Raw genomic sequence first — 14823 nt, forward strand, 5'->3', positions numbered from 1 at the left:
TTATTTCAAGTTTTTAGTCTTATTTTTATCTATGGTGAGATACCAGCAAAGTATGTCGATATTGGAATACTTTGCTGGCATTGATAAGAAAACTAATTCTGCCAATACGGTGTGTCTCCATAGATTTCAGCAAAATAATCGATCACTACTCGAATATTTAAAGGCGGATGGCGGACATTGGGATAAATGGCTGCGATATGCTGGGGTTGTGATTTAATCGCGACTTCATATTCAGGTAAAAGCTTTATTAAGTCACCTTGTTTTAAAGCTTCGCCAATCAGCCAATCAGGAAATAAAACAATTCCCATGCCATGAAGCGCAGCCGTCATTAAGCTCTCGGCATTATTCGATGAAAGTAAAGGAGTAAGGGGGTAATGTACCCATTCTTCATCAGGCTTTCTCACTAACCAGCGGTTAGGACCTTCAAAACCTTTATAAACTAGGCACTTGTGTTGATTAAATTCTGTTGGGTGGTCGAGCGTACCGTATTTGGCAACATACTGAGGAGAGGCGGCCAAATGATACTTTTGTGTAGCAAAAATACGTGCATGAAATGATGAATCAGTCAGTGCACCAATACGAAATATTAAATCGGTGCTTTCGCGTAACGGATCTATAAATTCATCGGTTTGTATTAGTTCTATTAAAAGTCTTGGATAACGTTCTGATAAACCCGCTAACCACGGCGCAATATGCCGTTGACCAAAAAACACAGGGGCATTAATTCGGACGAGTCCGGATGGTTCTATGGTTTTATCTTGCAATGCCTTTTGTGCTTCATCAAATTGTTCGGTAATTCTTTTTGCATATTCAAAAAATAATTTACCCGATTCGGTCGGTGTGATTGCTCGTGTATTTCGGTAGAAAAGTTGTTGCCCCAACGCATCTTCAAGTTGTTGAATGGTGCGAGAAATCATGGAGGCAGACACATCTTCTTTACGCGCTACATTCGAGAAGTTTTGAGCATTGTAAACACTAATAAAGAAGCGAAGCGTGCGGATATCAATCGAATTTGTTAAATCCATTTGTGCAATTTCTGCAAAAGTGATTCATGAATTATGCTGTTTTTCTGATGAATTGACTACCTTAGTATTCGTTGCCTAGATACAGAAGAGGCAATAATGTAGGTGCAAATTCTATTACTACTCCTAACCATTTTAGGGGGAATGGGGCTATCGGTCGAAGCAGGGCTTTTAGGGCCGTTAGGAAAGGAAGTGGGTGAGTTATGGGCCACGTTTAGTATTTTTGGTGTGGGTGCAGCACTTACTTTTTTACTCATGTTGTTTTTTAGCCCACGCAATAGCCCTTCATTTTTTACACTTCCATCTTGGCAATTACTCGGTGGCGTTTTAGGTCCGGCTTACGTCATTATTTTGACCATTACCACTCCAATTATTGGCATTGCAATGACCATGATTGGCATTTTAGCGGGACAGGTATCTAAAAGTCTGATTATCGACCACTATGGTTTACTAGGAACTCCACATAGGAAAGTAGACCGTAAACGGGTAGTCGCACTCATCTTTATTGTTGCTGCACTTGTACTTGTGGCAAAAGCGTAGGAGACAGCCATGATAATTTTAATGATTCTTCTCGCCGTCATTGGTGGTGCTTTGCTGAGTGTACAGGCCGCAATTAATGGTCAACTTGGAGCAAAAGTTGGTGTATTTCGTAGTGCTTTTTTGACTTTCTCGGTCGGTGCTCTAATTACGGCTCTTCTTATTTTTTATTTTGAACCTAAACAAACCTTAACACTATTAGATGTTCCTAAATGGCAGTTATTAGGTGCCATGTGTGGCGTACCTTATATTGTCATTATGGTACTGGCTGTACAAAGAATTGGGGCTGCAGTTGCTACGGTGGCTGTGATTTTTGGGCAACTTTTGATGAGTATCTTAATTGATAACTTTGGCTGGTTTGGCAATGAAACGCTTCCTTTTTCACTGTATCGATTAGGGGCGCTAATTTGCTTAGGGATTGCTTTATATTTTATTTATTCAAGCAGTAAGGATAAAAAGGTAGAAGGGTAAAATACGGGCTTAATATTGAAATTAATATAGGTCTCATTGTTGGTCGTAAAGCCTACTAATAATGAGGCCATGCTTAATATTAGGTTAGCCGTTAGAATTACACGAAAAGAGAAAGATGCTGTGGTTCTAATCAGTGAAAAGGCATACCTTGAATATAAAAATGCAATGTTTGAGCTCAATAAATTAAAAAACAAAGATTTTTAACTCCCACCAATCCGCTTCTCAAGCATCTCCATAAAAGTTTTTAAAATAATATTATGATTTTTGCCCTTGTGAGTAATTAAACAAATAGGTGTGCTGTAATGCATTTTTTCCTTTGAAACAGCTTGCATAAAACCATCTTCAACCCATTTTTTTGCATAGTGATCGGGTAAAAAACCTAAGAATTTTCCAGTTAAAATTAGAAATGCGATGCCTTCACGGTCACTTGCTGTCGCCTTACAGTCTAAAAGCTGATGCAACTTTGCCGCTTCTGGTGTGATGGCATAATTAGGAAGAACCGCTTGCCATGTTTTTAACTCATCTAGATTCATATTGCTGCACTGGCTAAACAACGGATGGTTTTTGCCGCAGTACAAAAATGAACTTTCACTATATAAATCAAAATAGTCTAGACCAGACAAAGGCGTAACAACTGGAATAACGCCTGCGTGCAAACGGTTATCAAGTACACGGCATTCAATATCTGACAAAGTACTCATACTGATATTAATAATAACCTCAGCATGTTCCTCGGCAAGTTGTGTCAAGGTGTTGGTGATATAGCCTCTAGGCATAGTCACAAGGTTGTTAATAATGCCGATATTAAACTCACCTTTAAGACGATTATGCATTTGATTAACTTTAGAGCGAAAGTCTTCAATCGCTGCCGTAAGCACTTCGATATATTCTAAAATTTCCCGTCCTTCGTCGGTTAGGGCAAAGCCTGCGCGACCACGTTGACATAGTCGAATGCCAAGACGATTTTCTAAATCACTCATATGCAAACTGATTGCAGAGCGGCTAATACCTAAAATACTTTCGGCGGATGTAAAGCTATGACAGTCGCAAACCGTTTTAAATATTTTAAGTAATTTAATATCAAAATCAGTGACTTGATTTAATTTTTTAGGTTTCATTTAGTTTTGTTTTTTTAAATCTAAACTCAAGATAATTTGAATTTATCAAACTTATCACGCTATGTACACTCAAACCATAATTTGAAAATAAACAGGAATGGTTATGTTTGATACGGATAAATTCAGCGACTCTGAACATACTTTGGACGCGGTTCAAACCAATAATAATATGCATATAAATTATCAGGCACACTGGATGCCTTTTTCAGCAAACCGAAACTTTGCTAAAGACCCACGTATGATTGTGGGTGCCAAAGGGTCGTACTTAATTGATGATTCAGGACGTGAAATTTATGACTCACTCTCAGGCCTATGGACTTGTGGTGCTGGTCATACGCTTCCTGAAATTCAACAAGCGGTAAGTGCTCAATTAGGTCAGCTCGACTACTCGCCAGCTTTTCAGTTTGGTCATCCATTGTCTTTTAAGTTGGCAGATAAAATTGTTCAGCATATGCCTGAAAAACTACAACACGTTTTCTTTACTAACTCGGGTTCAGAGTCGGCAGATACCGCTATTAAAATGGCACGTGCCTATTGGCGCATTAAAGGTAAACCAAGCAAGACTAAATTGATTGGGCGCGCACGTGGCTATCATGGGGTAAACGTTGCGGGAACAAGCTTAGGCGGTATTGGCGGCAACCGTAAAATGTTTGGTCAACTTATGGACGTAGACCATTTACCGCATACCTTGCAGCCAAATTTAACTTTTACCAAGGGCTGTGCAGAAACAGGTGGGGTAGAGCTTGCCAATGAAATGCTTAAGTTAATTGAGCTACATGATGCTTCAAATATTGCAGCTGTAATTGTGGAGCCTATTTCCGGTTCAGCAGGTTGTATTGTACCGCCAACGGGCTATTTACAACGTTTAAGAGAGATCTGTGATCAGCATGACATCTTGTTAATTTTTGATGAGGTGATTACAGGTTTTGGGCGTTTAGGAACGTGGACAGGGGCAGAATACTTTGGGGTAACACCAGATATTTTGAACTTTGCGAAACAGGTGACCAATGGTGCTATTCCTTTAGGTGGTGTGGTGGCAAGCCATGAAATTTACTCAGCCTTTATGCAACAAGACTTACCAGAGCATGCCATTGAATTTACCCATGGCTATACCTATTCGGCGCATCCGGTTGCTTGTGCGGCTGCTTTAGCTGCGCTTGAAGTTTTAGAAAAGAAAAACCTGTTAGCTCAATCTGCGGCGTTAGCACCAACTTTTGAAAAAATGCTGCATGGCTTAAAAAGCGCACCGCATATTTTAGATATTCGCAACTGTGGCTTGATTGGTGCTTTGCAGTTAGCTCCGCGTGATGGGGATGCCACCATCCGAGGCTTCGAGCTTGGTATGAAACTTTGGAAAGAAGGATTCTATGTTCGCTTTGGAGGTGACACGCTTCAGTTCGGTCCAATGTTTAACAGCACTGAGGCTGATATTGATCGCTTAATGAATGCCGTGGGCGATGCACTTTATCAAGTGAATTAAGGTTTATTAGGCATTTTACCAAGGTCTGTAATGCCAACAGACCCATCTTCAAAATCTAAATGAAAAATACAGTTTGATCTGAAAACTAATTGTAGTAAGGAGTAACAACAATGACAAATGGCCTAGAAGATTTTAGCTATGAAGAAGTTTCAACTGAAAATAGTACGCATAGTGAACAAGCCAAAAAAGTGCTAGGGCATTTCATTCAAGGAAGAATTGTATCTAAAACGGCAAGAAAACAGCCAGTTTACAATCCTGCGACGGGTGAAATTAGTAAAGAAGTCGAAATTGCAGATGCTCAAACGGTAAATGAAGCAGTTCAGGTAGCCGAGCAAGCATTTCCTGCATGGCGCGATACACCAGTCATTAAACGTGCGCGTGTCATGTTTAAGTTCAAACAATTATTAGAGCAAAATGCCGAAAAGATTTGTGCTTTGATTGGGCAAGAGCACGGTAAAATTTCTCATGATGCTCAAGGCGAATTACAACGTGGTATTGAAAATGTTGAATATGCTTGCGGCGCACCAGAGCTTTTAAAAGGGGAATATTCAAAAAATGTTGGTCCAGATATCGACTCATGGAGCGAGTTCCAACCGTTAGGTGTTGTCGCTGGGATCACACCGTTTAACTTCCCGGCCATGGTAGCTTTATGGATGTTCCCAATGGCACTGGTCTGCGGTAACTGCTTTATTTTAAAACCTTCTGAAAAAGCGCCTTCTGTGGTTTTATACCTTGCAGAATTATTAAAACAAGCGGGTTTACCTGACGGCGTGTTTAATGTGGTGAATGGTGACAAAGAAGCGGTAGATGCCTTATTGCATCATCCTCGTATTCAGGCGATTAGCTTTGTGGGTTCAACACCAATTGCTGAATATATTTACCGTACTGCAACATCCACGGGTAAACGTTGCCAAGCATTAGGTGGGGCAAAAAATCATGCGATTATTATGCCGGATGCCGATATTGATAACGTAGTAGCTTCATTGTTAGGCGCAGCTTTTGGTTCTTCAGGTGAACGTTGTATGGCACTCTCGGTAGCAGTAGCCATTGGTGACGAAGTTGCTGATGTCGTGATTGATAAGCTAACTCAAGAAATGAAAAAATTGAAGTTCGGCAACTATGCAGATGCAAGCAACGACTTTGGGCCACTTATTACCCAAGCACATAAAGACAAGGTACAAGCCTATATTCAAAGTGCAGAACAACAAGGCGCAAAAATTGTGGTTGATGGTCGTGATGCAAAACCGACAGGTTACGAAAAAGGTTTCTTTGTTGGACCAACTTTAATTGATCAAGTCACACCAAACATGACCAGCTACCAGCAAGAGATTTTTGGTCCTGTGTTGCAAGTTATGCGTGTGAATACTATGCAAGAAGCCATGCAACTCATTAATGACCATGAATATGGTAACGGTACTTGTATCTATACCCGTGATGGGGAAGCAGCACGTTATTTTAGCAGTCATATTCAAGTTGGTATGGTGGGTATTAATGTGCCCTTACCGGTACCTGTTGCTTATCATAGTTTTGGTGGTTGGAAGCGTTCATTGTTTGGTGATTTACATGCTTATGGTCCAGATGGTGTCCGTTTCTACACACGCCGTAAAACTATTACGCAACGTTGGCCGTCTGCTCAGGTCCGTGAAGCAAAACAATTTTCAATGCCAACTTTAAATTAATTATTGCAACAAGGGGAAAATATTAAGTTTTCCCTTTTTCATTATCGTAGGATTTTAAACATGTAATAGATTGTTTTTATAGATATATTTTTAAGGATTGAAATATGAATAATGATACAACAAAAAAATTAGGCGAAGGACTTTCAAATCGCCATATCACAATGATTAGTATTGGCGGTGTTATTGGCGCAGGTTTATTTGTCGGTTCATCCTCTGCAATTGCCAAGGCCGGCCCAGCAGTAATTCTTGCATACCTGATTACCAGCATTATGGTATTTCTGGTGATGCGGATGTTAGGTGAAATGGCCGTTTTAGAACCGGACACTGGTTCATTTTCTACATATGCCCGTAAAGCGATTGGCCCTTGGGCAGGCTTTACCATTGGTTGGTTATATTGGTGGTTTTGGGTGCTTGCGATTCCGGTTGAAGCCATTGCGGGTGCTGAGATTTTACATTCGTGGTTTCCGAACATTTCTGTTTCTATCTACGCATTTTGTTTTATTGTATTTCTAAGCTTAGCTAATTTTTTTAGTACCAAAAGTTTTGGTGAGTTTGAGTTCTGGTTCTCTTTAGTCAAAGTAGTGGCTATTATTGGTTTCATTGTTATTGGTATTTTGGCAATTTCAGGTATTTGGCCTTTAGCTAAAAATGTTAGCGGTGTTGCCAATTTATACAATAATGCTGGTTTTATGCCGCACGGTATGGGCGGAATTTTATCTGCTATTTTAATTACGGCATTTTCATTCTTTGGTGTAGAAATTGTCTCAATTGCCGCAGCAGAATCATCAAACCCTAAACAGAAAATTAGACGTGCAACGAATCTCGTGTTGTACCGCATTATTCTTTTCTTCGTGGTCTCAATGTTTATTGCCGTTTCACTTGTCGATTGGCGTTCACCAGATTTACAGAAGTACGGGACATTCCAATACGTTTTAATGAGCTTGAACGTACCAGGTACTAAACTCATCATTGATACGGTTGTATTTATTGCTGTTGCGAGTTGTATGAATGCCGCAATTTATACGTCCTCTCGTATGCTATTTCGTTTAGGCACTCGTAGTGAAGCCCCACAAGCCGTAACTAAAATTAATTATGCGGGCGTACCTGCAATTGCAGTATTTTCTTCAACTTTTATTGGTTTAGTGTGTTGTGTTATTAACTATGTATTCCCCGGAAAAGTATTTGGCTTATTGCTTTCAAGCACAGGGTCAATTGCTTTACTGGTGTACTTGGTTATTGCTTTCTCCCAACTACGTTTAAGACATAAGTTAGAAGCAGCTGGAGCGGAAATACCATTTAAAATGTGGTTATTTCCATGGCTTACTTGGTTTGTGATTATTATTATTTTAAGTGTGCTGGCTTATATGTTCTTATCGCCAGCATATAGTTATGAAACCACTTTATCTTTAGGTGTAACTTCGCTTGTGGTGGTTTGTGGGTTGTTTGTCACGCGAAAGCGTAAAGCAACCGGAGCGGTTGCCATGAATTTAGATTAATTAAAAAGAGACCGTAAATGGTCTCTTTTCTCTCATGTTCCAAGATTTAGACTAACTATTTAGTCGTATCAATAGAGACTAAAACAGATAAACCTGGACGTAATAATTTAACGTCTTTTTGATTTTCAATAAGCTTGATTCGTAAAGGTAGGCGTTGAACGATCTTGGTAAAGTTACCGGTGGCGTTGGTCGCTGAAATCGGAGAGAAAAATGCGCCAGTAGATGGAGAGAAGCTGTCTACCACACCTTTTAATTCAACGTTATAAGCATCTACATAGACATTAACTGGTTGTCCGATTTTAATCTTTTTTAATTCAATTTCACGGAAGTTGGCTTCTACATAAACCTGATCTAAAGGAACAACCACCATGAGTGGATTACCAGCGCTCACAAAGTTACCTACGTTAGCTGACTTTTGACCAATCATGCCATCAATAGGTGCACGTACTTCTGTATAGCTCAAATTCAGTTTTGCTTTATCAAGTGCCGCTTGTGCTTGTTTAAGGGCAGCTTGTTTGGCTTGTACCTGAATCTTGTATTGGTTGAGCTGATACTGTGCATCAATCACTTTTTCTTTACTGCTGTCTAAGTCGGCATATTGTTCAGTCAATGTAGTCTTAGATTGCTGGGTAATTAATCTAGACTCGGCCCCAAGTGCCTGTAATTGCTCATAACGTGCCGTATTGTCTTTGGTGAGTTTAATTCCGGCTTCTACTTTTCTCAGCTGTGCTTCAGTTTCTCGAATAACAGTCGGTTGTCTATCCACTGCGAGCATTGCTTCACTCAGGTCAGCTTGTGCTTTTGCATAATTAGATTCTGCCTCAGCCAAAGCAGCTTGATAATCACGTGCATCAATCCTTGCTAAAAGTTGGCCTTTTTTTACGGTCTGGTGATCTTTAATGTAAATTTCCTCAATGTTGCCAGATACTTTTGGGGCAATGGTTGAGTACTCTACATCTACACGTGCATCGTCTGTTTCAATAACCGAAGAGGGTAAAAATATAAGTTTTAAAACCCACAAAATAGATGCTAAGACAATAATAAACGCAATAGCCATAACCCAATGCTTTTTGAGAAATTGCACCTTGGTTAACTTGGGCGGTTCGGTATGGGTGGTGTCTTGGGCTTCGAGAGTACTCATAAAGATTTTCCTGAGTTATGACTATTCATTAACTTAATGAGAGCAATACGTGGCGGATAAGTTCGAACTGGCAAAATCAACATCACGATGAACAAAATAGCGGTAAGGCCAGCTAAGATGAGATATTGATCGCTAATAACTAAAACTGATTGTTGCGCTTGAATCGCAGAATTTAAGGCAGATAAACCACCGGAAACACGATCTGCGCCATTTGCGGTGAGCACAGGCGGGGTAAGAGGATTAATAACAGGACCTTGAATATTTTGAAAAACATGTTGGGCTGTATTTTCAATCAGCCGGGTTGAATGATATTCACCGCGAACTCGATTGACCCAGTCCAAAATACACACACCCAGTACACCGCTAATCGCACGCGGGGTATTAATCATTGGTGATGCATAAATTGCCATGGTTGGGTGAACGCTGTTTGTTCCCATCATTAAGAGTGAGAGCACGACACAGGTTTGCCCCAGACATGAGATGGCATGCCAAAAATAAAACTGCTCTTGATTCCATGTAGTATCAAGTTGACTTGCACCTAGGCAACCAGCAATGACCAGAAGTAAACCAAACCCGTGTACATATCGGCTATCCACCCAAGCTTGATTTAAAAGCTTCACAACAATAGGAATATAGATAAATTGCAATGCAGCAATTTGTAAGCCAATCCACATGGTCTGAGTAGGTTTATAGCCATGTACAGCACTTAAGTAATTGAGTGGTAGTGTGCTTGTGGACATACCAATAATGACAAAGCAAAAGAGTGCGAAAACAGCATAAGCAAAATTTCGAATTTCGAGCATTTGCGGTTTAATCAATGGTGACGGATAACGCCATTCATGTATGAAAAACCAAGGTAAAGTAATCGCACTAATTAAGGCTAATACACAAATTAATTGGGAATGGAACCAATCTAAATGATTGCCATGCAACAACATTGTGCTCAGGCTCGCTAAGCTAATAATCGCTAAAATGGCACCCATCCAATCGTAAGTTTTTATTCTTGAATAATTCAATGGATCTTGGGGAATCCCAAAATAAACGAGAGCAGCGCTTAGCGCACAAAAAGGAATGGTTTGGAAAAATATCATTTTCCAACCAACCACATCTAAATAAAAAGCAGAAAGCGCGGCACTTAAGTTGGGAAAGAACGTCGCAGTTAATGCATAGCAGGCTAATCCCCATAGTCGAATATCAGGTCCTAAAAATCTAAGCGCACAGGCCATGAGTAAAGGAATGGTTAAACCATTGGCGAGGCCTTGTAAGCCACGTAATAGATAAAAGATTTCGATATTTGGACTAAAAGGAATTAAAACGCTAGAAAAAAGGCAAAGTCCTATAGCAAAAAGAAGAACTCTGCGCATAGAAAAAATGACTGCCCAACTCGTAGACAGGATCATTCCAATAATCATTGCACTGGCGTAAATACTGTTGACCCAATAACCGGAGTCGACACTAATGCCCATTGCACCTCGAATGTCGACTAAAGTAATGCTGGTAATTCGGTTATTAAATTCAACAGTCATTGCAGCAAATATTGCACCTGCTAAACCGATGAGTGGTTTTGTATTCATCTTTTACCTTAAATCTTAAACATCAATTCATTGCACGGAGTAGATATTTACTGTACTGTACCGATCGGTACTCTACTCTTTAATTAAATTTCCGTCAATTCTCGATTTTGAACTTTTCGATGAGTTACACTTAGAACGAAATCGCTAAAATTTTTATAAGGTCAATATGTCTGGTTTAACGAAAGCTCATGAAAAAGATCAAAAAATTCTGGATGCAGCAACAAAGTTTTTTTTGATCCACGGCTTTAGTGGCACAACGACAGACATGATTCAAAAGGAAGCGGGGGTTTCAAAAGCAACAATGTATGGTTGCTATAAGAATAAAGAAGCGATGTTTGCGGCCGTAATTGAACGTCAATGTACCAACATGCAAGAGCAAATTATTTTAGTCGAGACACAAGCTAAAAACTTACGCTCAGCTTTAACCGAGATTGGAAAAACTTATCTTTGTTTTATATTGTCGCATTCAGGGTTGGCATTTTTTAGGGTTTGTATTGCGGAAGCAGTAAGATTTCCAGAGTTATCCGAAAAATTCTTTGAAGTTGGGCCGCAAAGGCTTGCAAATATCATTGCAGGATATCTAGAAAAATCCGTTAGACAGGGCGAAATTGAATTAAGCTCTTCTTCAGAAGTTGCTGCGAATATATTTTTATCGTTATTAAGAAGTGATGCTCATCTAAAATGTTTGACGCATCCTGATTATTTAATATCAGAGAATGAAATTAGCACTTGGGTTGAATATGCAGTTGATTTATTTTTAAAAAATATCAATTACAAACCAAATTAATTTAGAAAATTTTATTCTATCTATAAGCTCTGGATGTAGAAATTAAAAAGAGACCCACTATGGGTCTCTTTTTTAAATTGATTAGATCGCTTCTCTGGTCATCTCACCATTCACAAGTCTTAAAATCTGCAATGGGTTGCTGTCTTTTAAGGCTTCCGGCAATAAACTTTGCGGGTAGTTCTGGTAACACACAGGTCTTAAGTAGCGGTCAATGGCCAAGGTTCCAACAGAAGTGCCTCGTGCATCTGAAGTCGCCGGATATGGTCCGCCGTGTACCATTGCATCACACACTTCCACACCCGTTGGGTAACCGTTTATGAGTAATCGACCAGCTTTTTCCTCTAGCACAGGAACCACATTTGCAAACTCGTTTAAGTCAGCTTCATCGGCAATTAAAGTCGCAGTCAGCTGACCATTCATGCTTTGTAGGGCTTGAATGAGTTGGGCTTTATCTTCAACTTCAATAATGACTGTGGTTGGCCCAAAGATTTCCTCTTGCAGAAGCTGGTCGCCTGCTAATAAAAGTTTAACATCCGCTTTAAACAGTTGTGGCTGTGCCTGATTGCCTTGTTGAGTTTGACCTGCCAAATGCTTAATGCCTTGATGCTGGGTCAAGTGCTCAAGACCCGCTGCATAACTTTTTAAGGTTCCGGCATTCAGCATAGTCTGTGCAGGCTTAGCCCCCATAATATCGGTTAGGTTGCTAATGAGCTGAGTAAACTCGGCTGATTTAATTCCCAAGATTAAACCCGGATTGGTACAGAACTGACCACAGCCTAAAACAACCGAATCTGCCAAGTCCTGTGCAATCTTTTCACCACGGTTTTTTAAGGCTTCTGGCAACATCAGCATCGGATTAATACTGCTCATTTCAGCAAATACGGGGATCGGCTGTGGACGGGCTGCGGCCATGTCACATAGAGCGCGACCACCACGTAGTGAACCTGTAAAACCCACAGCCTGTATTAAAGGATGCTTCACTAAAGGTTCACCCACACCATTACCGTAGATCATGTTAAATACACCTTTTGGCATACTTGATTTTTCTACGGCACGTTCGATTGCCTGCGCTACAAAATCTGCTGTCGCCATATGTCCACTATGGGCTTTCACCACTACAGAGCAACCAGCCGCTAGTGCAGAAGCAGTGTCACCACCCGCAGTTGAGAATGCTAAAGGAAAGTTACTTGCCCCAAAGACTGCCACAGGGCCAACACCGATTTTAATCTGGCGCAGGTCTGGGCGTGGTAAAGGTTGACGCTCAGGTAAGGCAGTATCAATACGGGCACCTAAAAAATCACCACGGCGTAATACTTTGGCGAACAGGCGCATTTGTCCACTGGTACGACCACGTTCACCTTGCAAACGTGCAAGTGGCAAAGCAGTTTCCTGTGAGACGATTTCAAGAAAATCTGTACCTAGAGCATCGAGTTCATCGGCAATGTTTTCTAAAAAAACAGCACGCTGTTCAGGTGTGGTATGGCGGTAAGTCTTAAACGCTTGACTGGCTGCTTCACAAGCCTGATTCACTTCTTGCTCGGTTGCATGGTGAAACTCATAAGGCAGAGCTTCACCAGTCGTAGCATGAATACTTTTTAATAAGGTTGTACCTTGTGCGCTGCGTGAACCACCAATAAAGTTGTGTCCGATAATGGTCATAACAAATATCCTGAAATTAATGAGAGTGTCTTGGAAGGTTGTCTTGGTTTACGACTCGCATATATAAAGTTGCGGGTTCCAAACAACCACCAGTAGATAATTGACCTACCATGTTGCGATACATTTCTTGCCAAGGTGTTTGAGATGGAGATACCGTCGGTTTCCATTCACGGCGGCGTTGTTCTAACTCTTCGTCAGAAATGAGCACGTTGACAGAACGTTTATTTAAATCAATACGTAAACGGTCATTGGTTTTAAGTAAGGCTATCCCACCGCCTACAGCCGCTTCGGGTGACATATTGAGAATAGATGGGCTGGCAGAAGTTCCACTTTGGCGGCCATCTCCTAAGCAAGGCAGTGAATCAATCCCTTTTTTAATTAACTCTGCTGGTGGAGCCATATTGACGACTTCAGCACTGCCCGGATAACCCACTGTACCTGCGCCACGAATGACTAAAATACAATGTTCATCAATGTTTAAGGCAGGGTCGTTAATTCTTGCGTGGTAGTCTTCGGGACCTTCAAAAACGATTGCACGTGCTTCGAAGCTATTTTCATTGTTTGGATCTGATAAATAGGTTTTTTTAAATGCTTCGCCCACTACAGACATTTTCATAATGGCGCTGTCAAAGAAATTACCACTGAGCACAATAAAACCGGCACCATGTTTAAGAGGTTGTTCATAAGGAAAAATGACATCGGCATTTGAGGTTTTTGCATTTTTAGCAATTTCACCTATTGTTTTACCGCTGACTGATGCACAGTCTTCATGTAATACACCAGCTTTTTGTAATTCGTGTAAAACGGCAGGAACACCACCCGCACGATGGAAACCTTCACCCAAATATTTACCCGCAGGCATGCAATTCACAATGAGCGGAATGTTTTCCCCAACATGTTGCCAGTCTTCTAAACTCAGCTCAATACCCATATGACGAGCAATTGCAATGAGGTGAGGAGGACAGTTACTTGATGCGCCTAATGCTGAGGCTACCGCAATGGCATTTTCAAATGATTGTTTGTTCATGATTTTAGATGGGCGTAAATCTTCTAGAACCATTTCACAAATTCTTTTGCCTGTCATATAGGCCATTTGCCCACGTTCACGATACGGCGCCGGAATACTTGCACATGTCGGTAAAGACATACCCAACGCTTCTGCTAAAGCATTCATAGAAAGTGCAGTGCCCATGGTGTTGCAATGTCCGACTGAAGGCGATGCTGAAGTGGTCATTTCCATGAACCCTTCATAGTCAATTTCACCCGTGGCAAGTAAATTTCTTGCATGCCAAAGCACCGTGCCTGAGCCAATTAATTCACCCTTAAAGTGACCATCTAGCATTGGTCCACCAGATAAAACAATGGCTGGTAAATCTGTTGTTGCGGCTGCCATTAAACATGCAGGAGTAGTTTTGTCACAGCCAGTAGTCAGCACCACGCCATCAAGTGGATAACCATGTAAGATTTCAACTAAACCTAAATAGGCTAAGTTGCGGTCAAGTGCAGCAGTTGGACGACGGGTTTGTTCCGCAATCGGGTGGACAGGGAATTCCATGGGAATACCACCCGCATCTCGAATACCCGCTTTAACCCGTTCAGCAAGTTCTTTGTGGTGACGGTTACATGGAGTTAAATCACTGCCAGTTTGTGCAATCCCAATAATCGGGCGGCCGGATTGTAGCTCGGCACGGGTCAGGCCATAATTCATATAACGCTCAACATAAAGTGCTGTCATGTCGGCATGTTCAGGATCATCAAACCATTCTTGGCTACGTAAAAAAATCCGTTTATTTTGATCATTCATTTTTTGATCCTTTCACTCATACTTTTTGAAATTTAGTTCACTTACGAGATGAATT

12 protein-coding genes and 1 pseudogene are annotated in these 14823 nt (G+C 40.9%); 7 read left to right on the top strand and 6 right to left on the bottom strand.

Going from position 1 to position 14823, the window contains the following annotated elements; all coding sequences use genetic code 11:
- Nucleotides 1-92: 92 nt before the first annotated feature.
- A complete protein-coding gene (locus tag SOI76_RS08595) occupies nucleotides 93-1025 on the bottom strand; it encodes a LysR family transcriptional regulator (RefSeq protein ID WP_104078707.1) in 933 nt (310 codons plus the stop codon).
- Between the two features lie 102 nt (nucleotides 1026-1127).
- Here SOI76_RS08595 and SOI76_RS08600 point away from each other — a divergent pair, with 102 nt between their 5' ends.
- The 3 genes and pseudogenes from SOI76_RS08600 to SOI76_RS08610 all read left to right on the top strand — a co-directional run.
- A complete protein-coding gene (locus SOI76_RS08600) occupies nucleotides 1128-1562 on the top strand; it encodes a DMT family transporter (RefSeq protein WP_001166493.1) in 435 nt (144 codons plus the stop codon).
- 9 nt (nucleotides 1563-1571) lie between these two features.
- Complete coding sequence (locus tag SOI76_RS08605) at nucleotides 1572-2030, top strand: DMT family transporter (protein ID WP_002047413.1); 459 nt, start codon at nucleotides 1572-1574, stop codon at nucleotides 2028-2030.
- 87 nt (nucleotides 2031-2117) lie between these two features.
- Nucleotides 2118-2234, top strand: a pseudogene (locus SOI76_RS08610) (hypothetical protein); the annotation flags it as partial.
- Here SOI76_RS08610 and SOI76_RS08615 read toward each other — a convergent pair.
- Entirely contained in the window at nucleotides 2231-3148 is a 918-nt protein-coding gene (locus SOI76_RS08615; RefSeq protein WP_104078705.1) for a LysR family transcriptional regulator, read from the bottom strand. The pseudogene SOI76_RS08610 and the gene SOI76_RS08615 overlap by 4 nt on opposite strands.
- Nucleotides 3149-3245: 97 nt before the next feature.
- On the opposite strand from SOI76_RS08615, the gene aptA reads away from it, so the two are divergent.
- The 3 genes from aptA to SOI76_RS08630 all read left to right on the top strand — a co-directional run bounded on the left by aptA (nucleotide 3246) and on the right by SOI76_RS08630 (nucleotide 7803).
- Nucleotides 3246-4628 (top strand): aspartate aminotransferase family protein, encoded by a 1383-nt coding sequence (gene aptA / locus SOI76_RS08620; RefSeq protein WP_104078704.1) that lies wholly within the window; start codon nucleotides 3246-3248, stop codon nucleotides 4626-4628.
- Between the two features lie 110 nt (nucleotides 4629-4738).
- The gene (locus tag SOI76_RS08625) at nucleotides 4739-6307 is read left to right on the top strand and encodes a CoA-acylating methylmalonate-semialdehyde dehydrogenase (RefSeq protein WP_104078703.1); all 1569 of its coding nucleotides are present in this window, start codon (nucleotides 4739-4741) and stop codon (nucleotides 6305-6307) included.
- 104 nt (nucleotides 6308-6411) lie between these two features.
- A complete protein-coding gene (locus SOI76_RS08630) occupies nucleotides 6412-7803 on the top strand; it encodes an amino acid permease (protein WP_104078702.1) in 1392 nt (463 codons plus the stop codon).
- Between the two features lie 55 nt (nucleotides 7804-7858).
- Here the strand turns inward: SOI76_RS08630 and SOI76_RS08635 are convergent, their stop codons facing one another.
- Complete coding sequence (locus SOI76_RS08635) at nucleotides 7859-8944, bottom strand: HlyD family secretion protein (protein WP_104078701.1); 1086 nt, start codon at nucleotides 8942-8944, stop codon at nucleotides 7859-7861.
- The gene (gene yhcA, locus SOI76_RS08640; RefSeq protein ID WP_104078700.1) at nucleotides 8941-10518 is read right to left on the bottom strand and encodes an MFS transporter; all 1578 of its coding nucleotides are present in this window, start codon (nucleotides 10516-10518) and stop codon (nucleotides 8941-8943) included. Before yhcA ends, SOI76_RS08635 begins: the two co-directional genes overlap by 4 nt.
- A gap of 166 nt (nucleotides 10519-10684) precedes the next feature.
- On the opposite strand from yhcA, the gene SOI76_RS08645 reads away from it, so the two are divergent.
- Complete coding sequence (locus SOI76_RS08645) at nucleotides 10685-11305, top strand: TetR/AcrR family transcriptional regulator (RefSeq protein WP_104078699.1); 621 nt, start codon at nucleotides 10685-10687, stop codon at nucleotides 11303-11305.
- 81 nt (nucleotides 11306-11386) lie between these two features.
- Here the strand turns inward: SOI76_RS08645 and SOI76_RS08650 are convergent, their stop codons facing one another.
- Entirely contained in the window at nucleotides 11387-12964 is a 1578-nt protein-coding gene (locus tag SOI76_RS08650; protein WP_104078698.1) for an aldehyde dehydrogenase (NADP(+)), read from the bottom strand.
- A 16-nt stretch (nucleotides 12965-12980) separates the two neighbouring features.
- Nucleotides 12981-14768: an IlvD/Edd family dehydratase gene (locus SOI76_RS08655; RefSeq protein WP_104078697.1), complete on the bottom strand. Its 1788-nt coding sequence runs from the start codon at nucleotides 14766-14768 to the stop codon at nucleotides 12981-12983.
- Nucleotides 14769-14823 lie beyond the last annotated feature (55 nt).

Origin of the sequence: Acinetobacter pittii, from assembly GCF_034064985.1 — a bacterium.
Classification (GTDB): Bacteria; Pseudomonadota; Gammaproteobacteria; order Pseudomonadales; family Moraxellaceae; genus Acinetobacter; species Acinetobacter pittii_H.